The 20,807-nt window shown below is 72.1% G+C and carries 19 protein-coding genes; 16 read left to right on the top strand and 3 right to left on the bottom strand.

Translation table 11 applies throughout. The features are described 5' to 3' along the window. The first annotated feature begins 41 nt into the window (after positions 1–41). The 13 genes from CP978_RS33560 (at position 42) to CP978_RS33500 (ending at position 14,406) form a co-directional block, all read left to right on the top strand. Positions 42–830 carry an amidohydrolase family protein gene (locus tag CP978_RS33560; RefSeq protein ID WP_052454459.1) on the top strand — a complete coding sequence of 263 codons (789 nt, stop codon included), beginning with the start codon at positions 42–44 and terminating at the stop codon, positions 828–830. After that, on the top strand, positions 827–1,684 hold the full coding sequence (locus CP978_RS33555; protein ID WP_052454458.1) for an ABC transporter ATP-binding protein: 858 nt from the start codon (positions 827–829) through the stop codon (positions 1,682–1,684). The genes CP978_RS33560 and CP978_RS33555 overlap by 4 nt, the downstream gene beginning before the upstream one ends. Further along, the gene (locus CP978_RS33550) at positions 1,681–2,502 is read left to right on the top strand and encodes an ABC transporter permease (protein WP_052454457.1); all 822 of its coding nucleotides are present in this window, start codon (positions 1,681–1,683) and stop codon (positions 2,500–2,502) included. The genes CP978_RS33555 and CP978_RS33550 overlap by 4 nt, the downstream gene beginning before the upstream one ends. After that, complete coding sequence (locus CP978_RS33545) at positions 2,502–3,350, top strand: ABC transporter permease (RefSeq protein WP_150478359.1); 849 nt, start codon at positions 2,502–2,504, stop codon at positions 3,348–3,350. The genes CP978_RS33550 and CP978_RS33545 overlap by 1 nt, the downstream gene beginning before the upstream one ends. Then, positions 3,347–4,810: an amidohydrolase family protein gene (locus CP978_RS33540; RefSeq protein ID WP_043447327.1), complete on the top strand. Its 1,464-nt coding sequence runs from the start codon at positions 3,347–3,349 to the stop codon at positions 4,808–4,810. Before CP978_RS33545 ends, CP978_RS33540 begins: the two co-directional genes overlap by 4 nt. Beyond that, positions 4,807–5,694 carry an SMP-30/gluconolactonase/LRE family protein gene (locus CP978_RS33535; RefSeq protein WP_227745582.1) on the top strand — a complete coding sequence of 296 codons (888 nt, stop codon included), beginning with the start codon at positions 4,807–4,809 and terminating at the stop codon, positions 5,692–5,694. Before CP978_RS33540 ends, CP978_RS33535 begins: the two co-directional genes overlap by 4 nt. Before the next feature lie 96 nt (positions 5,695–5,790). After that, positions 5,791–7,575, top strand: a complete 1,785-nt coding sequence (locus CP978_RS33530) for a gamma-glutamyltransferase family protein (protein ID WP_052454456.1) — start codon at positions 5,791–5,793, stop codon at positions 7,573–7,575. Positions 7,576–7,611: 36 nt separating this feature from the next. Beyond that, positions 7,612–8,499: an allophanate hydrolase-related protein gene (locus CP978_RS33525; RefSeq protein WP_207312861.1), complete on the top strand. Its 888-nt coding sequence runs from the start codon at positions 7,612–7,614 to the stop codon at positions 8,497–8,499. A gap of 70 nt (positions 8,500–8,569) precedes the next feature. Beyond that, positions 8,570–9,538, top strand: coding sequence for a thiamine pyrophosphate-dependent dehydrogenase E1 component subunit alpha (locus CP978_RS33520; RefSeq protein ID WP_043447324.1), 969 nt, complete (start codon positions 8,570–8,572; stop codon positions 9,536–9,538). Beyond that, entirely contained in the window at positions 9,535–10,575 is a 1,041-nt protein-coding gene (locus CP978_RS33515) for an alpha-ketoacid dehydrogenase subunit beta (RefSeq protein WP_043447322.1), read from the top strand. Before CP978_RS33520 ends, CP978_RS33515 begins: the two co-directional genes overlap by 4 nt. Beyond that, a complete protein-coding gene (locus tag CP978_RS33510) occupies positions 10,572–11,342 on the top strand; it encodes an SDR family NAD(P)-dependent oxidoreductase (RefSeq protein ID WP_043447319.1) in 771 nt (256 codons plus the stop codon). Before CP978_RS33515 ends, CP978_RS33510 begins: the two co-directional genes overlap by 4 nt. A 146-nt stretch (positions 11,343–11,488) precedes the next feature. Continuing rightward, complete coding sequence (locus tag CP978_RS33505) at positions 11,489–12,664, top strand: M20 family metallopeptidase (RefSeq protein ID WP_043447317.1); 1,176 nt, start codon at positions 11,489–11,491, stop codon at positions 12,662–12,664. Between the two features lie 35 nt (positions 12,665–12,699). Beyond that, positions 12,700–14,406, top strand: a complete 1,707-nt coding sequence (locus CP978_RS33500; RefSeq protein WP_079162445.1) for a PucR family transcriptional regulator — start codon at positions 12,700–12,702, stop codon at positions 14,404–14,406. A gap of 20 nt (positions 14,407–14,426) precedes the next feature. Here the strand turns inward: CP978_RS33500 and CP978_RS33495 are convergent, their stop codons facing one another. Both CP978_RS33495 and CP978_RS33490 read right to left on the bottom strand, forming a co-directional pair. Continuing rightward, positions 14,427–15,659, bottom strand: a complete 1,233-nt coding sequence (locus CP978_RS33495) for an MFS transporter (protein ID WP_052454663.1) — start codon at positions 15,657–15,659, stop codon at positions 14,427–14,429. 283 nt (positions 15,660–15,942) lie between these two features. Then, positions 15,943–16,854, bottom strand: a complete 912-nt coding sequence (locus CP978_RS33490) for a hypothetical protein (RefSeq protein ID WP_144401528.1) — start codon at positions 16,852–16,854, stop codon at positions 15,943–15,945. Positions 16,855–16,994: 140 nt separating this feature from the next. Between CP978_RS33490 and CP978_RS33485 the strand changes: the two genes are divergently transcribed. Both CP978_RS33485 and CP978_RS33480 read left to right on the top strand, forming a co-directional pair. Then, entirely contained in the window at positions 16,995–18,104 is a 1,110-nt protein-coding gene (locus CP978_RS33485; protein WP_043447309.1) for a PP2C family protein-serine/threonine phosphatase, read from the top strand. Positions 18,105–18,420: 316 nt separating this feature from the next. Further along, entirely contained in the window at positions 18,421–18,636 is a 216-nt protein-coding gene (locus CP978_RS33480) for a hypothetical protein (RefSeq protein ID WP_052454662.1), read from the top strand. A gap of 158 nt (positions 18,637–18,794) precedes the next feature. Here the strand turns inward: CP978_RS33480 and CP978_RS33475 are convergent, their stop codons facing one another. Further along, positions 18,795–19,748 (bottom strand): aldo/keto reductase, encoded by a 954-nt coding sequence (locus CP978_RS33475; protein WP_043447303.1) that lies wholly within the window; start codon positions 19,746–19,748, stop codon positions 18,795–18,797. A gap of 168 nt (positions 19,749–19,916) precedes the next feature. On the opposite strand from CP978_RS33475, the gene CP978_RS33470 reads away from it, so the two are divergent. Beyond that, positions 19,917–20,807, top strand: coding sequence for a helix-turn-helix transcriptional regulator (locus CP978_RS33470; RefSeq protein ID WP_052454455.1), 891 nt, complete (start codon positions 19,917–19,919; stop codon positions 20,805–20,807).

Below are 20,807 nucleotides of genomic sequence, written 5' to 3'. Positions count from 1 at the left end.
GGTCGGTACCCGACAACCAATCGAAGCGGAGTGAAACACCCGTGATCATCGACGCGTACAACAACGTGTGGCAGGCCGGGGGGACTTCGGACTACCTCACGGCCGAGTCCTACACCCCCGAGAACATGATCGCGTCGATGGACGCGGCGGGCGTGGACATGGCCGTGGGGTGCTCCCTCGGCCAGATGATCGACAACGACTTCATCGCCAGGACGGTCGCCGAACACCCGGACCGTATCGTCGGCTTCGGCCAGGTGGACCCCAGGCGGCCGGACGCGGTGGAGACCGTCCTGAAGTGCGGGCAGGAGTACGGACTCAAGGGTCTCAAGCTCCACCCGACGATGCACGGCTACCACTTCGCCGACCACGGGCTGCTCGACCCGGTCTTCTCGGTCGCCCGTGAGGCCGGGCTGATGATCCTGGTGAACGCGCTGGACGACCCGTTCTGCGCCCCGCTGTCCATCGAGGAGATCTCCAAGGGCTTCCCCGAAGTGCCCCTGCTGATCGCCCACATGGGCACGATCTGGAACGTCAACGAGGCGATCCTGGTCGCCGAACGCAATGAGCACATCTATCTGGAGACGTCCGGCACCCAGCTCATCGAGGTGCAGATGGCCTACGGGCGGCTCGGCGCCTCCCGTCTGGTGATGGGTACCGACTGGCCGGGAAGCCACTTCGACCTGGAACGGGCCAAGATCGCCCGGGCCGTCCCGGACGAGGCGGACCGGGCCCTGGTCGAGGGCGCCAACCTGGCCCGTCTGCTGGGCCTGGACGGCGGCCCCGGCGCGACCGACGCCGACACCGCGGCGAGCGACGGAGTCCGGGCGTGAGGGCCGCGGGCCGGCACCCCGGTCCGGCCCTCGCAGCCGCGAAGACCGCGGCGGGGACGGCAGGAGGCGGCAGCGGCGCGGTGGTGCGCGCCGAGGGCATCGGCAAGCGGTTCGATGTCGGGGGCTCGCCCTTCACCGCGTTGGAAGGCATCGACCTGACTGTCCGTGAGGGCGCCTTCGCCACGCTCATCGGCCCGTCCGGATGCGGCAAGTCGACCCTGCTGCGGATCCTCGCCGATGTCGTCCAGCCGACCACCGGCACCGTCGAGGTGTTCGGCCGGACCCCGACGCAGGCCCGTAAGGCGGCGGAGTTCGGCTTCGTCTTCCAGGACCCGGTGCTGCTCCCCTGGCGCAGCGCGCTGGCCAACGTGGAACTGCCGTTGCAGGTGGCCGGAGTACCGAAGGACGAACGCCGCGAGCAGGCCCGCGATCTGCTGCGCCTGGTCGGTCTGGAAGGCTTCGAGAAGGCTTTGCCGGCGAAGCTGTCCGGCGGTATGGCCCGGCGGGTGGCCATCGCCCGCGCGTTGATCCTTCGTCCTCGGCTGCTCTTCCTCGACGAGCCGTTCAACGGCCTGGACGAGATCCGGCGCCGGCAGATGAACGACGAGTTGCAGCGGATCTGGCTGGAGACCGGGACGACCGCGATCCTGGTCACCCACAACGTGTCCGAGGCCGTCTTCCTCTCCGACCAGGTGTTCGTCCTGGGCCGCGGACCCGGCCGGATCATCGCCGAACTGGAGATCGACCTGCCCCGCCCGCGGACGGCGGAGACGATGCTGCTGCCGGAGTTCACGGCCTACGAGCAGCGGCTCACCGACCTGCTGACCGAGGTGTACCGGGAGATCGAACCGTGAACCGGAACGCTCCGGCGGCTTCGGGAGTCCTCGGGCGGCAGCCGCTGAACCGCCGTACATCGGCCCTGATCGCCGCCACCGTCTACTGCGCGCTCCTCGCCGCCTGGGAGGTGTACGGCCGGACCGAGTACCGGCCGGGCGGGGTGCTGCCGCCCCCCTCGCGGATCCTCGGGGTGCTGTGGGACGGCCGCACCGCCTACTGGAGCAACACGCTGACCACCGTGGGAGAAGCCGCGGCCGGGTTCATCGGCGGAGTGGCTCTCGCCGTGGTACTGGCACTGGTCATGGACCGGTTGCCGCTGATCGGGGACGGCGTGTACCGCCTCTCACTGATGATCTACAGCATCCCCGTGGTCGCGCTCGCACCCGCGCTGGTCGCCTGGCTCGGCCTCGGCTTCACCTCCAAGGCCGCGGTGGCGCTGCTGGCCGCGTTCTTCCCGGTACTGGTCAACCTCACCGGCGCACTGCGCTCGACCGATCGCCGGGTGCGGGAGCTCGGCGAGGTCCTGAACACGGGCTGGGCGGGCTCCCTGCGCTTCCTGCGGCTGCCGTACGCGCTCCCGGCCTTCACCGCCTCCCTGAAGATCGCCGCTCCGGCCGCGTTCATCGCAGCGATGATCGCCGAGTGGGTGGGCGCCGACCAGGGTCTCGGACTGGCCCTGCTGTACGCGATGTTCGGCTATCAGATGCCCCAACTGTGGGCCGCCCTGGTGCTGTCCAGCGCCATCACCGGCCTGCTGGCGGCGGCGTTCGGATGGCTGGCCCGGATCGCCACCCCGTGGCATGCGTCGGTCGACGCGGGAAGTGAGCGCCGCTGATGAGGATGCAGACACCCTTCCGGCCGGGCAGCGCCCCCGGTGCCGTCGCCTCGGCCGGCAAGGCGGAGGCCATGAGCACGGAGAAGCGCCGTGGGCCGTCCCTGCCCGGTGTGCGTGGCCCGGCCGTCTCCGTAGCGGTGCTGGCGGCGGCGCTCGCGGTGTGGGAGGTCGGGGTACGGGTCACCGGTACCCCGTCGTACGCCCTGCCCGCGCCCAGCGAGATCGTCACCACCGCCGACTGGGGTGCGGTGCTGGAGGCCGTGAAGTCCACCGTGCTCGCGGTCCTGGGGGGCTTCGCCGCGGGTAACGCGGCCGGTTTCGCGCTCGCGTTGCTCATCTCGGCGTCGCCGGTCCTGGCCTCCGTGCTGTACCCGCTCGCGCTCACCCTGCGGGCGATCCCGGTGGTGGCGCTGGCGCCGTTCATCACCCTGGCGTTCGGCCGGGGCGCGACGCTCACCATCGTGGTGGCAGCGCTGATCGTGTTCTTCCCCACCCTGATCAATGTGCTCCTCGGGCTGCGTTCGGTCGAACGGGAGGCGCTGGAGCTGATGCATGTGCTCAACTGCCGCCCGGTCACCGTCTACCGCCGGGTGAGACTGCCCGCGGCGATGCCCGCCTTCTTCGACGCGATGCGGATCGCCGCGCCGTCGGCCGTGCTCGGGGTGATGACCGCCGAGTGGATCATCGGCGGTCAGGGACTCGGCAAGCTCGTGATCACTGCGGCGCTCTCCCTGGAGACCACGACCATGTGGGCGGCGATCCTCGCCTCGTCGCTCGTCGCCGGGCTGCTGTTCTCCCTGGTCACGCTGGCCGAACGGCTGCTGCTGCCCTGGGCGGAGCGGCGATGAGTCCCTTCCCGCCTCCCGCCGGCCCGCTGCTGCTGCGCTGCCGGACCCTGCTGACCCACGCGCGGGCCGTCCCGCTCAGGGATGCCGGTGTACTGGTCGAGAACGGCACGGTGGTGGCCGTCGCCCCGTTCGCCGAACTGGCCGACCGCGCACCCGCCGATCGCACGACGGAGCTCGACGGCGTGGTGCTCCCGGCGTTCACCGACGCGCATTCGCACCTGCGTGCCCTGCCGCTCGGCGAACAGGGCGTGGCGGACACCGACCTGGAGACCTGGGTCGTACGGCTCACCGGAACCACCGCCCTCGACCCGTACGACGACACGACGGCGGCGGCCGTGGCCCTGGTGGCCACCGGGGTGACGACCGTGCAGGCGATCCACCACTCCTTCGCCGACGCGGACACCTACGCGGCCGGGGTGCGCGCGGTCGCCTCCGCGCTGACCGAGGCCGGGCTGCGGGCCGAGCTGGCGGTCGGGATCACCGACCGGGCCGAGTTCCTGCCCGAGCCGCTGCCGGTGGCATGGCCAGGACCGGCGCGGGAACCGCGGTCACTGGCCGCGCCCGCACGGGGCATCCCGCCGGGGGATCTGCCGGCCCTGGCCGCTTCCTTGGCCCCCTCGTGCCCCGGAGTGCGCCTCGGGGTGGCGCCGGTGGCGCCGCAGTGGTGCTCCGACGAGGCGCTGGAGGTGCTGCGCCGATGCGCCGACGACGGGCTGCGGCTCCACACCCATCTGCTGGAGAGCCGCCACCAGCGCACCTGGCTCGGTGGACGCGACGGCGGCAGCGACCCGGTGAGCAGGCTCGACCGGCACGGGCTGCTGGGTCCGGGGCTCTCCGCCGCGCACGGTGTCTGGCTGACCGGCCCCGAGATCGCGCTGCTGGCGCGGCGCGGTGCCGCGCTCGTGCACTGCCCGGTCTCGAACGCGCGGCTCGCCTCCGGCGACGCCCCGGTGCGGTCCTGGCTGGACGCCGGGGTGACCGTGGCGCTGGGGATGGACAGCCAGCACACGGCGGCACCGGACATGTTCGCGGAGATGCGTGCGGCGCTGGCCGCCGCCGAGCGCACGGGCGGCCCGCTGACCCCGCACGAGGTGCTGGCCATGGCCACCGAGGGAGGGGCCGCCGCGACCGGGCACGGCGGGCGGCTCGGCCGGATCGCCCCCGGTTTCCGCGCCGATCTGATCTGCGTCGCGACCGGGACCACGGGCGCGAAGGCCGACCTGGACCCCGTGGAGCGGATCGTGAGCGGCGCGGCGGCGACCGATGTCACCGATGTGTTCCGCTCCGGCCGCCCGCTGGTGGCGGGGGGAGCGGTGCATGGACGCCCCGCGGCCGAGGCCGCGCTGGCCCGGCTGCGGACGGTCCTGGAGACGGACCGGGAGGCACGGACGCGCCGGCTGGACTCCCTGGCCGCATACGAGGAGCCGCTGCGCGGCCTGCTCGCCGGGACGGAGTCATGATGCGCGTGCTGCCCGCGCCGACGGGACCCGTCCTGCGCACCGGCGATCAGCTCGGCGAAGGTCCCGCCTGGGACGGTGTCAGGGGCGAGCTGCTCTGGGTCGACATCCTGCGTGGCCGGCTCCACCGCTACACGCCCGCGACCGGGGAATTCTCGCACCGGCAGTTCGGGCATGCGGTGAGCGCGGTGCTGCCCCGAGCGGGCGGCGGCCTGGCCGTGGCCGCACACCACGGCGTGCTGCTGCTCGATGCCGACGGCGAGGTCGAACGGACGATCACCGTCCCGGGCGAGCCCGGGAGCAACCGCCTGGGCGACGCCGGGGTGGACCCGGCCGGCCGTCTGTGGTTCGGCACCCTCGACGCGGAGATGCTCCCCGGGCGCGGCGCCCTCCACCGGCTGGCGCCGGGCTCTTCGGTTCCGGAGCGGGTCCTGGACCGCACCAGTGTGGCCAACGGGATCGGCTGGTCACCGGACGGCAGCCGGATGTACTTCGTGGACAGCGCGACCCGGCGCATCGACGTGCTCGACTTCGACCCGGCGACGGGTGAGGCCCGCGACCGCCGCCCCTGGGTGAGTATCGAGGACGAGGCCGGGGTGCCGGACGGCCTCGCCGTCGACGCGGAGGGCGGGGTATGGGTCGCGCTCTGGCGAGGCGGCCAGATCCGCAGATACGACGCCGGCGCGCGCCATGACGCGACCCTGCCGCTACCGGTACGTCAGGTGACCAGTTGCGCGTTCGGCGGTCCCGCGCTCGACCGGCTGTATGTCACCACCGGCCGGGTCGAGATGGACGGACGCCGGCTGGCCGCCGAACCCGACGCCGGAGCGGTGTTCGCCGCGGACGTCGGAGTGTGCGGGCGCCCGGTCCCGCCGTACCCGGGCTGACCCGGCACCGGGCGGACCACCGGAAGACACCGGCACGGGCCGGTCCGCGCCGGAGCCGTGAGAACGCAGCACCAGACAACTCGGAAGGAGAACGCGATGACCATCGCACAGGGATTCGAACCCATGGGCGACGGGCCGGAGCAGGGCTCGGGCATGGGCGGCGGCATCGTGCCCGGCGCCTTCCCGGGACCCGAGTCGATGCGCCCCACACTGCTCGGCGAACGCTGGGCGGTCGTCGGAGGGCATCCCCTGGTCAGCCAGGTCGCGGCGGAGGTGCTGGGCCGAGGCGGCAACGCGGTGGACGCCGGGGTCGCAGCCGGCCTCGCCTCCAATGTGGTCCAGGTCGACATGGCGAACTTCGGCGGTATCGCCCCCATCCTGATCCGCCCGGCCGGCTCGGACACGGTCCACAGCGTCGCGGGGGTCGGGGTGTGGGGCCGGGAGGCGACCCTTGACGCCATGCTCGCCCGGCACGGCGGGGCGCTCCCGCTCGGCGGGGCTCCGTCGATCGTGCCCGGTGCCCCCTCCGGCTGGATCACGGCGCTGCGCGACTTCGGCACCATCAGCTTCGCCGAGGCCGTCGCTCCCGCCGTCGCACTGGCCGAGGAGGGCTTCCCCGTCGATGTGCGCACCGCGCGCAGTCTGGCCGTGATGGGACGGGGCTTCGCGGCCTGGGAGTCCAGTCGGGAGGTGTACTGCCCGCTCGGGCGGCCTCCTCGGCCGGGTGAACGGCTGGTCCAGCGCGACCTCGCCGCGCTGCTGCGTTCGCTGGCCGACGCCGAGGGGGCGGCGCTGCGCGCGGGGGCGGACCGGCACGGCGGGCTGACGGCCGCGCACGACGCGTTCTACCGGGGCGAACCGGCCGTCCGGATCGCCGAGTTCGTACGGGCGGCCGGCGGGTTCCTGGAGGCGGACGACCTCGCCGAGTTCTCGGCGGACGTCGATGTCGCGCCGTCCGTGCGCTTCGGGGACCGCACCGTGCACGTCACCCCGGCCTGGAGCCAGGGCCTGATCATCGCTCAGTCGCTGGGCGTTCTGGACCGCTGCGGTCTCCCGGCCGACGGGCACAACGGTGAGGAGTATCTGCATCTGGTCACCGAGGCCCTCAAGCTCGCCTTCTCCGAGCGCGAGCGGGCCTTCGGGGACCCCCGGTACACGTCGGTGGACCCGCAGAGCCTGCTGGCCCCCGGTCATCTGGACGATCTGCGGGCCAGGATCGGGCACCGGGCGCTGCCCAGCCTGCCGACGCTGCCCGACGGCAGGCCGAGGCTCGGCAGCACCACGGCGGTCGTGGTCATGGACGGCGAGGGCACCGCGTTCGCCACGTCCCCCAGCGACACGCTCGACGGCGCCCCGATCGTCCCCGGCCTCGGCATCCTGTGCTCCCCGCGCGGTGTGCAGAGCCGCCTGGTCGCGGGCCATCCGAATGTGATCGCTCCGGGCAAGCGGCCCTGTGTGACACCCGCCGCGCTGATCGCCCTTCAGGACACGGGCGGGGAACCGGCGGTCACCGCGATGGGCTGCCCGGGCGGTGACGTCATCGTGCAGGCGATGCTCCAGGCGTATCTGAACCAGACGGTCTTCGGGATGACCGCCCAGCAGGCGGTCGAGGCGCCACGGGTCTTCGGCTCCAGCTATCCCGGGGGCTTCCACCCGCACCCGTCCGGCGACGGCCTGCTGCTGGTCGAGGACCGGATCCCGCAGGCCGTACGGGACGGCCTCACGGCCCGCGGCCACGACGTGCGGGCGTGGCCCGCGTACGAGTTCGACGCCGGATCGGTGCAGACCGTGGGCGATCTCGTGCCCCCTCCCCCGGACGGGCCCCGGGTCCTCGCCGCCGGCGCCGACCCCCGGCGCAGCGCGTACGCCATGGCCCGCTAGCCGATGCCCTCCGACGACCTCCGGAAGAAGAACCTCGTGGACACCGAGCCGACGACCGAAGCCACCACCGCACCGACCACCGACCTGTTCGTCAACGGAACCCTGATGCGGGGGCTCGCCCTGCACCCCAACCTCGCGGGCGCCGAATTCCTCGGCGAGGCCCGCACCGTGCCCCGGTACCGGCTGCATTCCGTCGGCGATGTGCATCCGGGGATGTACCGGCTGACCTCGGAGGAGAACGGCCCGCACGGGGTCTCGGTGGCGGGCGAGGTCTACCGGGTACCGGCCGATGTGCTGCGCCGCGTGGAGGCCGGGGAGCCCCCGGGCCTCTACCGGGGGCCGGTCGAACTGGCGGACGGCCGCACCCTGGACGGCATCCTGTATCCGCGGGAACTGGCCGAGGGACGCCACCTGGACATCTCGGCGTACGGGGGCTGGCGGGCCTATACCGCGGCCCGTCCGCGGCCGGCCCGCGCGGGCACGGCCGGGACCTGGTCCTGGCACCACAGCGGTGTGGTCGTGCCGGACCTGGGGGCGGCGGTCGACTTCCACCGGCGGGTGCTGGGCTTCGAGGTGGCCTTCGAGGCCCTGGGGATGACGGATCTGATCAGCGGTCTGCTCGGCATCCCGGGGCTCGGCTGCGACCTGGTCCAGTGCGTGTCCCCGGTGAGCGGGGTGCGGCTGGAGCTGCTGTCCTTCCGGGATGTGCCCGCGGGTACCGATCCCCGGCTGCCGGTGTGGCCCGGCGTCGCCCACACGGCTCACCTGGTGGACGACCTCGACGCCGCGCTCGACGGGCTCGTCGGGGCGGGCGGGGAGCTGATCGGGCAGGTCACCGAGTTCTCCGAGGGCCGGGCCGCCTACTGCTGGACGCCCTCGCGCACCGTCGTCGAACTGGAGGAGCAGCCGTGCCCGGACCACTAGGGCGTGTTTCGAAAGTGCCGACGAGCCCGACGAGCCCGACGAGCCCGACCAGGAATGAGGAGTGAAGAGCATGGACGGACCCACCCTTGTGGCCCGCTACACCGAGATGGTGCGCATGCGCCGCTTCGAGGAGGCGTGCCTGGAAGGCGTACCCACCCGGGAGATCCACGGCGAACTCCACACCGGGATCGGGCAGGAGGCCGTGGCGGCGGGGCTCGTCGGCACGCTGCGGGACGACGACGCCCTGGTCAGCACGCACCGCAGCCATCTGCACGCGCTGGCCAAGGGAGTCCCGGCGCGGCCGATGCTGGCGGAGATCTACGAGCGGGCGACCGGGCTGTGCGGAGGCTACGGCGGCCATATGCATCTGTTCGACCTGGAGCGCCGCTTCTCCACCACGGGCATCGTCGGCGCGACGCTGCCGGTCGCGCTCGGACACGCCTGGGCCGCGCAGTTGGAGGGGCGGGACTCGGTGGCGGTCGGGGTGACCGGTGACGGCGGCGCCAACACCGGCGGCTTCCACGAGAGCCTCAATATGGCCGGTGCCTGGAACCTGCCGCTGGTGGTGCTCATCGAGAACAACGAGTGGGCGATCTCCGTGCCGTTCACCGAGTCGACGTCCACCGCCACACTGGCCGAGCGGGCCGCCGCCTACGGGGCGTGGGGCAGACGGGTGGACGGCCTGGACGTCGAGGCCGTCGCGGAGGCCTTCGCCGAGGCGGTCGCACACGCGCGGGCGGGGAACGGGCCCGCCGTCCTCGAGGCCACCTGCTACCGGTTCCGGGGCCACTTCGAGGGCGATCTCGATCTGTACCGGCCCACCGGTGAGAAGGACCGGCGCCGCCAGGAACACGACCCGCTGCCCCTGACCCGGGCCCGGATCCTGGAACGCGGCGCGGCGACCGAGGCTCAACTCGACGCGGCGGAGGCGGCGATGACCGCCGAGATCGCCGCCGCCCTCGCCGCGGTGCGCGCCGACCCGCTGCCCGACCCCGCCACTGCCCGTGACCATGTCTTCGCGAAAGGCCCGAGCGCATGACCACCACCACCGGAGGGCCGGCCCGGGCTGGCACCGACGTACGGAACATCAATGTCTCCCAGTGCGTCGCGGAGTCGCTGCGCCTGGAGATGGAACGCGACGACCGCGTCGTGGTGTTCGGGGAGGACGTCGGGCTTCAGGGCGGCGTCTTCGGCAGCACCCGCGGGTTGCAGAAGGCGTTCGGCAAGGACCGGGTGCGGGACACCCCGATCTCCGAGATGGCGTTCACCGGCGCGGCCGTGGGGCTGGCCATGGAGGGCTACCGGCCGGTGGTCGAGATCATGTTCGTGGACTTCATCGGCGTCTGCCTCGAGCAGGTGTACAACGCGGCGGCGAAGATCCGGTACATGACCGGCGGCCGGGTGGGCATGCCCATGGTGATCAAGACCGCGGGCGGCTGTATCGGCTCGGCCGCGCAGCACTCGCAGTGTCTGTGGGGCACCTTCGCGCACCTGCCCGGACTCCAGGTGGTCGCGCCGTCCTCGCCGTACGACAGCAAGGGCCTGATGGCCGCGGCGGTGCGCAGCGACGACCCGGTGGTGTTCATCGAGCACAAGGGCCTGCTGCTGCAGAAGGCGGGCAGCTTCACCCATGGGGCGCAGGTGCCCAAGGAGTCCTACACGGTGCCGCTCGGCCGGGCCTCGGTGGTCCGCCCGGGCTCCGATCTGACGCTGGTCACCCTCAGCGCCACCGTGGGCGAGAGCCTGCACGCCGCGGAGGAACTGGCCGGCGAGGGCGTCGACGTCGAGGTGATCGACCTGCGCAGCGTCGTTCCGCTCGACCTGGACACGGTGTGCGCCTCGGTGGCGCGGACCGGTCGGCTCCTGGTCGTCGACGAGGACTATCTGGGGTTCGGGCTCAGCGGCGAGGTCATCACCGGGGTCGTCGAGCGGCTCGGGACACGGGCGCTGAGCCAGGTCGCCCGGCACGGCACACCCGATGTGCCGGTGCCCGCCGCGCTGAGCCTCGAACAGGCCGTCGTCCCGCGCCGGGCCTCGATCGCCCGGGCCGTACGGGACATGGGGCGGGCGTCATGACCGGGCAGCCGAAGTCCGTGGTGGCCGTGGTCGGCGCGGCGGGCGCGCTGGGCCGTGCGGTGTGCGACGCGGTCGCGCGGCGCGGCCACTCGGTGTGGGCGGTGGACACCGTCGATCCCTCGGCCGCCCTGGCCGATCTGCCCGGCTCCGGCCACCGGGCCGGGCTGGTCGATGTGACCGATCAGGGATCGGTCGAGGAGATGCTGCGGGACGCCGCCGGCCCCGGCGAGCGCCTTGACGGGCTCGTGTACACCGCCGGCGTGAACTACACCGGCCCGGTGGCGACCACCGACTGGTCGCAGTACGACCGGCTGATGGAGGTCAACCTGCGCGGGGCGTTCCGCACCGGGCAGGCCGTGGCGCGAGCGCTGGCCGATGACCCGCACCCGTTCGGCGCGGTGTTCCTCTCCTCCACCGCGGGGCTGCGCGGTGAGGCGGGCGGGTCGGTGTACTGCGCGTCGAAGTTCGGCCTGATCGGCTTCGTGCAGTCCTTCGCGGCGGAGATCGCCGCCTACGGCGGACGGGCGAACGCGGTCTGTCCCGGCAATGTGGACAGCCCCATGCTGCGACGGCTGGCCGCACAGGTGGCGGAGCGCGAACACACGTCCGAGGCCGAGGTGCTGGCCCGGTTCGCGGACGCCTCGGCGTTCCGCCGTCTGATCGACCCGGCGGAGGTGGGCCGGACCTGCGCCTGGCTCGTGTCCACCGAGAGCTCCGGGATCAGCGGTCAGACCCTGGTCGTCGACGGCCCGCCCCCGGCCGGCTGACCCACCACCCGCCCACGGCCGGGCCGACCCGTCCGCCGGACACCGGCCCCCACCCCCGCGGCTCGGCGTCCCACGCCCACCCGGCATCGGGTCGCCGACCGGCCATCCGTCCCCGGCGCCTGCCGCACCGAACCAAGGAAAACGCAATGATCTCTCCGGACGTCGTCCTCACCGACACCCGCACCCTGATCGGCATCGACAGTCAGAACCCCGGACCGCTCGAAGGCAAGTGCGCCGAGTGGGTCGGCAACCGGCTCTCCGACGCGGGCGTGGCCACCGAGCGCATGCCGGTGGCGGAGGGCCGCGACAATGTCGTGGCCCGAGTGCCCGGCGAGGGGTCCGCCCCCCGGCTCGTGCTGCTCAGCCATATGGACACGGTGCCCGTGGGCGAGGGCTGGACCTTCCCGCCGCTCGGCGGGGCCGTGGCCGACGGCCGCCTGTACGGGCGGGGCGCCTGCGACATGAAGGCGGGTCTGGCGCTGTCGATCAACCTCCTGGACGCGCTCACCGCGAGCGGCCGTCCGCCCGCCGGGGATGTCCTCCTGGTGGCGACCGTGGACGAGGAGGCCCCGGACATGGCCGGTGCGCACCGCCTGGTGGAGAGCGGTCTGCTGCGCCCCGACGACCAGATACTCGCCCTGGAGCCGACCGGGATGCGGCTGCGGATCGCCCAGATGGGCCTGCGCTGGCTGACTCTGCGTGTGCACGGCCGGATGGCGCACGCGGGCCGGGCGAACCTGGGCATCGACGCCAACCATCTGATGGCCAAGATCGTGGACCGGCTGAAGACGGTGTTCGCCGCGCTGCCCTACGAGGATCCCCTGCTCGGCCGGGCGCGCTTCACCTGCGGCACCGTCCAGGGAGGGGTCGCGACCAATGTCGTCCCCCCGGTGTGCGAAGCGGGCCTGGACATCCGGATCGTCCCCCCGCTGACCCCCGCACACGCCGTGGAACTGGTCGAGCGGGTCGCCGCGGACGTGATCGCGGAACATCCCGGAGCACGGTACGAGATCGATCCGCTCGGCGCCGAACGCCCCCCGGTCCGTGCCGCGGACGACTCACGGATCGTGCGGGGCATCAGGGCCGCCTACCGGGAGCACACCGGACACGCCGTGCCGGTCGGAGGGGCCGACGGACATGAGGCGTACACCGACGCCTCCATGGTCGCGGCGCTCACCGGCAGCACCTCGTGCACCGTCTTCGGACCGGGTGCGACCGACCAGGCCCACACCGCCGACGAGTTCGTCCCGCTCGCCGACCTGGACCTCGGAGCCCGGGTGCTCTGGACCCTCGTGGACAATTGGCGGAACAACCCGGGATAAGAACGATAAGAACACCGAGAAGGGGTGCCAGGGGCATGGCCGACACAGGAGAGGAATCGCACCACCGAGCCGAGCCCCAGGGATTCCCTGACGGCCACGCCGACGGCGGTCCGGACGGCGGCCTCCCCACTGCCGGGGGGCTGCCGACCCTGGCCCAGGTGCTGGAGTTTCCCTCGCTCCGGGAGGGACTGCCCCAGGTCGTGGCCGGCTCGGACGGACTCACCGCACCCGTGCGCTGGGTGCATGTCAGCGAGTTGCCGACGATCGCACCGATGCTGCGCGGCGGCGAACTGATCCTCACCACCGGCATCGCACTGCCCTCCGGCGACGCGTCCCTGGCCCGCTTCATCGATGATCTCGCCGATGTCGGAGCCGCCGGGGTGGTGGTCGGCCTCGGGCCGCGGTTCCATGACGCGCTGCCCGAGGAGATGCGGGCCGCCGCCGAGCGGCGCGGCCTGCCGCTGGTCGTCCTGCTGCGCACCACCCGGTTCGTGGAGATCACCGAGGATGTGCACCGCAGGATCCTCGAGAACCGGATCGAGGAGTTGCAGGCGTCCGAACGCATCCACCAGACGTTCAACGAACTGGCGGTCGAGGGGGCCGGGCCGGGGGACGTACTGCGTCAGGCCGCTCGGATGTCCGGGCGTCCGGTCGTCCTGGAGAACCTCTCCCACCAGGTGCTCGCCTTCGACACCGCCGGACACCCCGCGCAGGAGGTGCTCGGCCAGTGGGAAGCGCGGTCCCGTGGCGTCCAGTCCGCCACCCGCACCGCCTACGACCAGCACAGCGGCTGGCTGGTGAGCACCGTGGGCGCCCGCGGCGAGGACTGGGGCCGGCTCGTCCTGATGTCGGTGCCGGCCGTCTCGCCCCGGTTGACGATGCTCATCGAGCGGGCCGCCTCCACGCTCGCCCTGGGCCGGCTGGTCGCCCGCGACCAGGAGACCCTGTCCCTGCACACGCACCGCACCCTGCTCTCCGGCCTGCTGTCGCCCCGGCGGACGAGCGCGGAGATCGCCCTGGAGGCCCGGGCCATCGGGGTGCCGCTCGACGGCCGCCGTCTCCTCCCGATGGTGCTGCGCACCCGCGAGACGCTGCCCGACAACGCGTTCGACCGGCAGTCCGTGCTGCGGACCACCGCCCAGGTGGCCAGCGACGCGGTGCGTGAGCTCGGGCTGCTGGCACTGGTCGGGCCGGTCGAGGAGACCGTGATCGGCGTACTGGTCTCGCTGGGGCCCCGCGAGGACCCGACAGCGACCGTCGAACGGCTCGCGGGCCGGGTCCACCAAGGCATACCGCAGAATCGTTACATCATGGCGGTGGGCGACTCCGTCTCCTCGGTCTCCGAGGTGCGGCGCGTCCTGCTGAGCACGCTTCAGGTCGCCGACGCCGCGACCCGGCTGCCGGACCGGAGGCTGTACTACCGCCTGCCGGATCTCCGGTTGCGCGGCCTCCTCCAGCTGCTGCGCGACGACGCGCGACTGCAGACCTTCGCAGAACGCGAGCTTCGGCCTCTGCTGGTGTACGACGAGAAGAACGGCACGTCGCTGGTGCCGCTGCTGCACGCCTACCTGGAATCCGGACGGAACAAGACCGCCGCTGCCGAGGCGGCTCATGTCTCCCGTGCCTGGATGTACGAGAGCCTCACCCGCATCGGCCGCATCCTCGAGGTCGACCTGGACTCCGAGGACGTCTGTGTCTCGCTGGAGGTGGCACTGATGGCGCTGGATGCCATCCGCGACTGAGACAGTGCGCCGGGTCCGCGTCAGTTCCTCGGCCCCGGAAGCTCCCGTCCCAGGAACGCGAGCGGAGACAGCGCCATCACCGCTGGGGACAGCATCATGCCCGCGGCCGTGACCAGGAGACCGGTGCGCAGCCCCCACTCCTGCGCGAGCAGTCCGCCGAGCAGCGAGCCGAGCGGGGCCGAGCCCATGCCGACACAGGTGATCGTCGCGGCCGCGCGGCCCTGCATCCCGTCCGGAGTGACGGCCTGCCGGACGGCCATGACCGTGACGTTCACCAGCTGACCCCCGCACCCGAACACAAAGCTGATCGAAAGGAGCGCGAGGACCGTCACCGCGGAGGAGCCGTGCAGAGCGGGAACGCACAGGAACACGCCGTCGCCGAGTGCCGCCGCGCACACGAGCACCGTGCCATGGCCGAACCTGCCCGGCAGGCGGGCGGCCAGCAGCGAGCCCAGGAGCGCGCCCGGCCCGGCCGCCGCGAGCGTCAGCCCGACGACGGTGCCCGACACCTGCAGTTCTCGCGGCAGGAAGAGCAGATAGACGGTCATCACCGCCGCGAAGCAGAACTGGAAGGCGGCCGAGGCGAGGCACACGGTCCGCAGCGAGGTGTCGCCGAGGACGAAACGGAGACCCTCATGGATCCGCCGCCAGACCCGCGGGCGACCTTCCGAGAGCTCCGGGATCGACTCGATCCGGCGGATCCGCCGGATCGAGAGGAACGACAGCGCGAAGAACAGCGCGCCGGAGGCGGCAGCGACCGGCGCCGACAGCAGTGACACCACCGTGCCGCCGAGGGCGGGACCGCCGATCTGGGCCGCGGACCGGCTGCCCTCCAGCGCGCTGTTGGCCCGCACCAGTTGATCGCGTTCCACCATCCGTACGAGAGACGCCTGGTAGGCCACGTCGAAGAACACGGACAGCGCCCCGACGGCGAAGGCGACCACGAACAGCGTCGGCAGGTCGAGTCGGCCGAACAGGCCCGCCAAGGCGGCAGCGCCCAGTGCCAGGGTCCGGCCGGCGTCCGTCAGCACCATCACCGTGCGGGCCCGCCATCCGTCCACCCACGCGCCGACGAAGAGCGAGAGCAGCAGGACGGGCGCCTGCCCCACCGCGCGAAGGACGCCCAGCTGGCCGGCACCGGCGTGGAGCGTCAGGACGGCGAAGAGCGGCAGAACCACCAAGCTCGACTGTTCGCCGAGTTGGGAGGCGGTCTGACCCGCCCAGAGCCTGCGGAAGTCGATGTCCCGCCACAGGCTTGACGAAACACGGCCGGAATCGGATGCAGCGGAGGAAGCGGACGGCACGGGGATCCCTCGGGTTGCCGACAACGAGGCCCGTCACCCGGCGCACCATGGGTGCACCGACGGTGCGGGCAGAGGAAGGCTCGCTGTGCCGCGACATCAAGAACAGCACGCGATGACAGGCCGGTCACGGCCACACCGTCAACGCGTGCTCTGAAGACCGGGCATCTCTCAGCTCCTCGTGGGTGATTCCCGGCTCAACCCTAGCCGCGGGAGGCAGCGTTGAGCCAGCACCTCAACGGCGCATCGGCAGGCGTACCAGGGTGGCCAGTTCCTCGTCGGACGCCGGCCTGAGTCCCGACAGGATGTGGCGGGCCGCGGTCAGTTCGGCGGCTCCGGTGCCCCGCATGGTCACGGTGTAGACCAGACCGGCACGGCGGAGTATCAGTTCCCGGTACTCGACATCGCCCTCGTGGTTCACCAGCAGGCGGCCGCCGCCGTCGTCCGTGCAGTGGATCGGCTGCCCGAAAGGAACCGGGCAGCCACGGGCGTCAGCACGCCGGGTGTCATGCCCCGCCCGCGCCACGCCGAGATGCAGTCCCGCAGAGCCGGAGCCCTCGTAAGTGGCACCGAAGCCGTCCTCGCCCGCGCCCACGGATCCCAGGGTGTAGCCCGAGGGCGGGTCGCCGACCCGCAGCAGGGCCCTGTCCACGCCGTTCGCGGTGATCCACTCATCGAGAGTGGGAGGCTGCGCGGCATCCCAGGCGGCGTACGTCCCGCCGGCCGCGAGGACGATCGCCGCCCCGAGAGCCGTCAGCCTGGCCCGGACGCCGGGCAGGAAGAACGCGGCCATGAGCGCGTACCAGATGCCGCCGCACAGGTAGAACAGAGGACCGCTGTCCACAAGGGCGCGGCCGGTCTGCTCGTCCACCATGACGGTCCCGACCAGGCCGGCCGTGCCGAGACCGTACACACCCGACGCCCATCCCCACAGGCCGCGCGCCCGCCGGGTGAGCGGCACGATCGAGCGGGCCGCGGCTCCCAGACACACGAACGCGTACACCGCGAGGGGAACCATGACCGCGAGGGTGATGACCAGAGCCGCCGTGCTTCCGGAGAAGCCGGCCAGGATCACCGCATAGAACTGGAGGGCGGTCAGTGCGGAGCCGATGAACCACACGGCTGCCAGGTGGGTGACGACGAGCATCACTCGGTCCTTGGGGATCATTCTCATGACCACGTCAGGTCAGCGCGTCCGGTTCCTTGATCGCTCCACGGTCCGTGTGCGGTCAGCCCCATCGTGGAGTGCGGTCGCGGGTCGATCTGTAGCGGTGCACTGTGGAAAGCGTGGGTCCCAGGCAGGAACGTGTGAAGCTCGGGCAGCCGAGGCAGCCGAGTCCTCTGCTGCTGCTGATACCTGTTGCGCTGATCGTGGTGATCACGGCCGCGGACATCGGCAGTGGGCCCTATATCGTTCTCAGCCCCCTGCTGGTGATCGCGCCCACACTCACCGCATGGTTCGCGGGCCCCTGGACGACGGGCGGCATCGGAGCCCTGGCGGTGGCCGGCGAGGTGATCAGCGGCTGGCACAGTGGAGCGATCGCTTCACGCAATGTGACCGTCGAGGTGGCGTCCATCGCGGTGCTCACCTTGTTGATCGTGGTCCTGTGTGCGGTGCGCGACCGGCACGCACGCCAGCTGGCCAAAGCCCGGTCGGTCGCCGAGGCCGCCCAGCATGTGGTGATGTGGCCACTGCCGAGCCGGCTCGGCCCGCTACAGCTCGCCTCTCTCTATCTGGCCGCCGAGGAGGAGGCCGAGATCGGTGGCGATCTGTACGCCGCCGCCCGCACCGACAGCACGGCCCGCGTGATGATCGGTGATGTACGGGGCAAGGGGCTGCCCGCCCTCGGTGAGGCCGCCCTGCTGCTCGGCGCCTTCCGCGAGGCCGCCCACGAGCACGCTTCCCTGTCACAACTCGCCGCCGCCCTCGAGCGGAGCATGGCCCGCTGCCTCGCCGACTTCGAACCCGACACGGAGGCGGGTGAACGCTTCGTCACCGCCCTGCTGCTCGAGATCCCCGACGACGAACCCATCGCCCGCATCACCAGCTGTGGCCACCCGCCGCCCCTGATCCTCGGCCCGGACAAAGCCGTCGCCCTCCCCCACCTCCACCCCGCACCGCCCATCGGCGTCGACGTCACAGCCCCCGGCAACCATGTCGTCGATGTCCTGCCCTTCGCTCCCCAGGACACGCTGCTCCTGTACACCGACGGTGTGGCCGAGGCGCGTGACCACAGCGGTGTCTTCTACCCGTTCGCAGATCGTGCGGCCCAGTGGGCCGACCACTCTCCGGAGGCTCTGCTCGACCGCGTCGAGCGCGACCTGCTCGCCTACACCGGCGGACGCCTCTGCGACGACGTCGCCCTGCTCGCCATCCGCCGGACTCCCGGACCGTAGATCGGCGGGTGGGATCACCGACCACCTCGATATCGGACACAGGGCTACGAAGACATGAACCGGTGGGGCGGGTAGGCTGCCCGCAGCGACCCCGTCCTACGGGGTATGTGGTGTGCCGGGAAGCCTGGTCGGCGACGTAACTGTCGTGCCCGGAAGGACCAGGAATGCCGCTGACGCTCCCTCTCTCCCCCCACCTGTCTCCATCGCCGTGTGCGTCGAGAGCACGCGCTCGATCCGCGATCCGGACGCCCCGTACGTCGCGGACAGCGCCTTGTCCTCCTGGACCAAAGCCGTCCGATCAGAGAAGAGTTCACTGATGTCGCCGCAGAGCGATGCGCCCTCCCCGTCGCCGTCCCCGTCTCCGTCGCAGGAGCTGCTCCACGACCTCCTCGCGTGCTTCGACGCCTACGCTCAGATCCGCGGACGCGGCAACAGCCTCCTCCAGGCATCCCGTACCACCCCGCAGCAGGAGCAGCGCGCCTTCGACTACCTCGAGCAGGCCGTCACACGGCTGCGCAACGCCCTTGAGTGAAGGCACACCGGCGGCCCCCGTGCGGCCTGCCTCCCCAGGACTGACAGGCACGAAATGTTCGACACCCCGCCGGCGCCGCTGACATCACGTTCCGCCCGCGTCTCGGCAGCGCCCCCGACAGGCGCCGCCGAAGCCGAGCCCGTCCCGTCGATCCCGTATCAGTACCGGGCGCCGACGACCTGTGCGGCCAGGGCGTCCAGGGCCGCGAGATCGTCAGGGGTCAGCTCGACATCGAGGGCAGCGGCGTTCTGCTCCAGCCACTTCACCCGCTTCGTGCCGGGGATCGGGACCACCGGGGTGCCGAGCCTCTCGCCCTGGGCGACGACCCAGGCGATGGCGATCTGTCCGGCGGTGACCCCCTTGACCTCGGCGATCTTCCGCACCGCCTCGGCGACGGCCTGGTTCGCGGTGGCGGCTTCCTCGGTGAAGCGGGCGAGTCGGCGCCGCCCGTCGTTCGCGGCCAGGGAGCTCGCGTCGACGGTTCCGGTCAGAAAGCCACGGCCGAGGGGGGAGTAGGCCACCAGGCCGACACCGAGTTCCCTCGCAGCGTCGGCGACGGTGGTCTCGGGGTCCCGGGTCCACAGCGAATACTCGCTCTGCACCGCCGCGATCGGGTGGACGGCATGCGCCGTGCGCAGCTGCTCTCCGGTGACCTCGGAGAGACCGAGGTGACGGACCTTGCCCTCGGTGACGAGGTCGGCCATGGCGCCGATCGACTCCTCAAGCGGGACCTCGGGGTCGACCCGATGGAGGTAGTACAGGTCGATGTGATCCGTGCCGAGGCGCAGCAGTGACGCATCGGCGGCGGCCTTGATGTGGTCGGGGTGGTTGTTGATGACGACCTTGCCGCGGGCGGTGGTGAAGTCCATCCCTGCCTTGGTGGCGAGGGTGACGTGGTCGCGACGACCGGCGACCGCGCGGCCGACGAGGACCTCGTTGTGACCCTGGCCGTAGGCGTTGGCGGTGTCGATATGGGTGACGCCCAGGTCGACGGCCCGCCGGATGGTGGCCGTGGACTCGTCCCAGTCGGCGTCGCCGTACACCGAGCTCATGCCCATGCAGCCGAGGCCCTGCGCCGAGACCGTCAGACCGCCGAGCTGTACCTGCTTCATCGTGCTGTTCCTTCCTCTCCGGACGTTCGTCCCGATGCCGCTCGGATCGCCGATCCGCACCGGGCACCGACGAGGCTGGCGCAGGACGAGACCGGCAGGCAGTGCCGACGTCTTCCTGGGAAAATCAGGGACAGTCACGGCGTCCGGTGACGGCATACCGTTGACGGCATGCAGCCTCCTACCGCTCCGAACACTCTGGGTGAGTTCCTGCGCGCGCACCGGGAGCAGGTGCGGCCCGAGGACGTCGGGCTGAGCAGCGCCGGTCACCGGCGCACCCCCGGCCTGCGGCGTGAAGAGGTGGCGATGCTCGCCGGCATCAGCACCGACTACTACCTGCGCCTGGAGCAGGGCCGCGACCGTACTCCGTCGGTCCAGGTGGTCGAGTCCATCGGGCGTGTCCTGCGACTCGACGACGACGAGCTGGCCTACCTCCATGGGCTGACGCGGCCCAAGCCGCGCCGGCGCACCCGTACGGAGAAGCCCGAGGAGGTGCCGGCCGGGACCCTGCGTCTCCTCCACGCACTGCCGATGCCGGCCTTCGTCCAGAGCCGCCACCTCGAGGTTCTCGCGGCGAACCGGATGGCACGGGCTCTCTCCCCCACTCTGCGCCCGGGAGTGAACCGGTTGCGTGCCGCGTTCCTCGACCCGGCCGAGAGCGAACTGCACCTGGACTGGGAGCGGGCCACCGCGGCCGCCGTCGGCCAGCTCCGCGCCACCATGGGCACCGAGACCGACGACCCGCGGATGGTCGCTCTGGTCGGCGAGCTGTCCCTCAAGAGCGACCGGTTCCGTCGGCTCTGGGCCCGCCAGGACGTGGTACGCCCCGCCGGGGGACCCGCCCGGATGCGCCATCCCGAGGTCGGCGAGCTCGTCCTGCATCGGGAGAAGCTGATCGTCGCCGGTTCCGACGGCCAGGTCCTGGTCGTCCATCACGCCGAGGAGGGAACCGCTTCCGCCGATGCCCTCGCCCTGCTGGGCACTCTCGCGGTCTCCCGGGAACCGGACGTCTCCGGCCCCGGGTGCGACCCCGGCCGGGTGGGGCGGCGGACCGCCCGCTGA

The sequence above is a fragment of the Streptomyces nodosus genome (assembly GCF_008704995.1).
Lineage (GTDB): Bacteria > Actinomycetota > Actinomycetes > Streptomycetales > Streptomycetaceae > Streptomyces > Streptomyces nodosus.
The sequence above is the reverse complement of the archived record's forward strand: the minus strand, read 5'-3'. Positions and strand labels throughout refer to the sequence as shown.

Bases quoted from the DNA above. Each gene is read 5' to 3' on its own strand.
- CP978_RS33545 (WP_150478359.1), top strand. From the start codon at position 2,502: ATGAGGATGCAGACACCCTTCCGGCCGGGCAGCGCCCCCGGTGCCGTC.
- CP978_RS33540 (WP_043447327.1), top strand. From the start codon at position 3,347: ATGAGTCCCTTCCCGCCTCCCGCCGGCCCGCTGCTGCTGCGCTGCCGG.
- CP978_RS33535 (WP_227745582.1), top strand. From the start codon at position 4,807: ATGATGCGCGTGCTGCCCGCGCCGACGGGACCCGTCCTGCGCACCGGC.
- CP978_RS33530 (WP_052454456.1), top strand. From the start codon at position 5,791: ATGACCATCGCACAGGGATTCGAACCCATGGGCGACGGGCCGGAGCAG.
- CP978_RS33520 (WP_043447324.1), top strand. From the start codon at position 8,570: ATGGACGGACCCACCCTTGTGGCCCGCTACACCGAGATGGTGCGCATG.
- CP978_RS33515 (WP_043447322.1), top strand. From the start codon at position 9,535: ATGACCACCACCACCGGAGGGCCGGCCCGGGCTGGCACCGACGTACGG.
- CP978_RS33510 (WP_043447319.1), top strand. From the start codon at position 10,572: ATGACCGGGCAGCCGAAGTCCGTGGTGGCCGTGGTCGGCGCGGCGGGC.
- CP978_RS33505 (WP_043447317.1), top strand. From the start codon at position 11,489: ATGATCTCTCCGGACGTCGTCCTCACCGACACCCGCACCCTGATCGGC.
- CP978_RS33500 (WP_079162445.1), top strand. From the start codon at position 12,700: ATGGCCGACACAGGAGAGGAATCGCACCACCGAGCCGAGCCCCAGGGA.
- CP978_RS33490 (WP_144401528.1), bottom strand. From the start codon at position 16,854: ATGCTCGTCGTCACCCACCTGGCAGCCGTGTGGTTCATCGGCTCCGCA.
- CP978_RS33480 (WP_052454662.1), top strand. From the start codon at position 18,421: ATGTCGCCGCAGAGCGATGCGCCCTCCCCGTCGCCGTCCCCGTCTCCG.
- CP978_RS33475 (WP_043447303.1), bottom strand. From the start codon at position 19,748: ATGAAGCAGGTACAGCTCGGCGGTCTGACGGTCTCGGCGCAGGGCCTC.
- CP978_RS33470 (WP_052454455.1), top strand. From the start codon at position 19,917: ATGCAGCCTCCTACCGCTCCGAACACTCTGGGTGAGTTCCTGCGCGCG.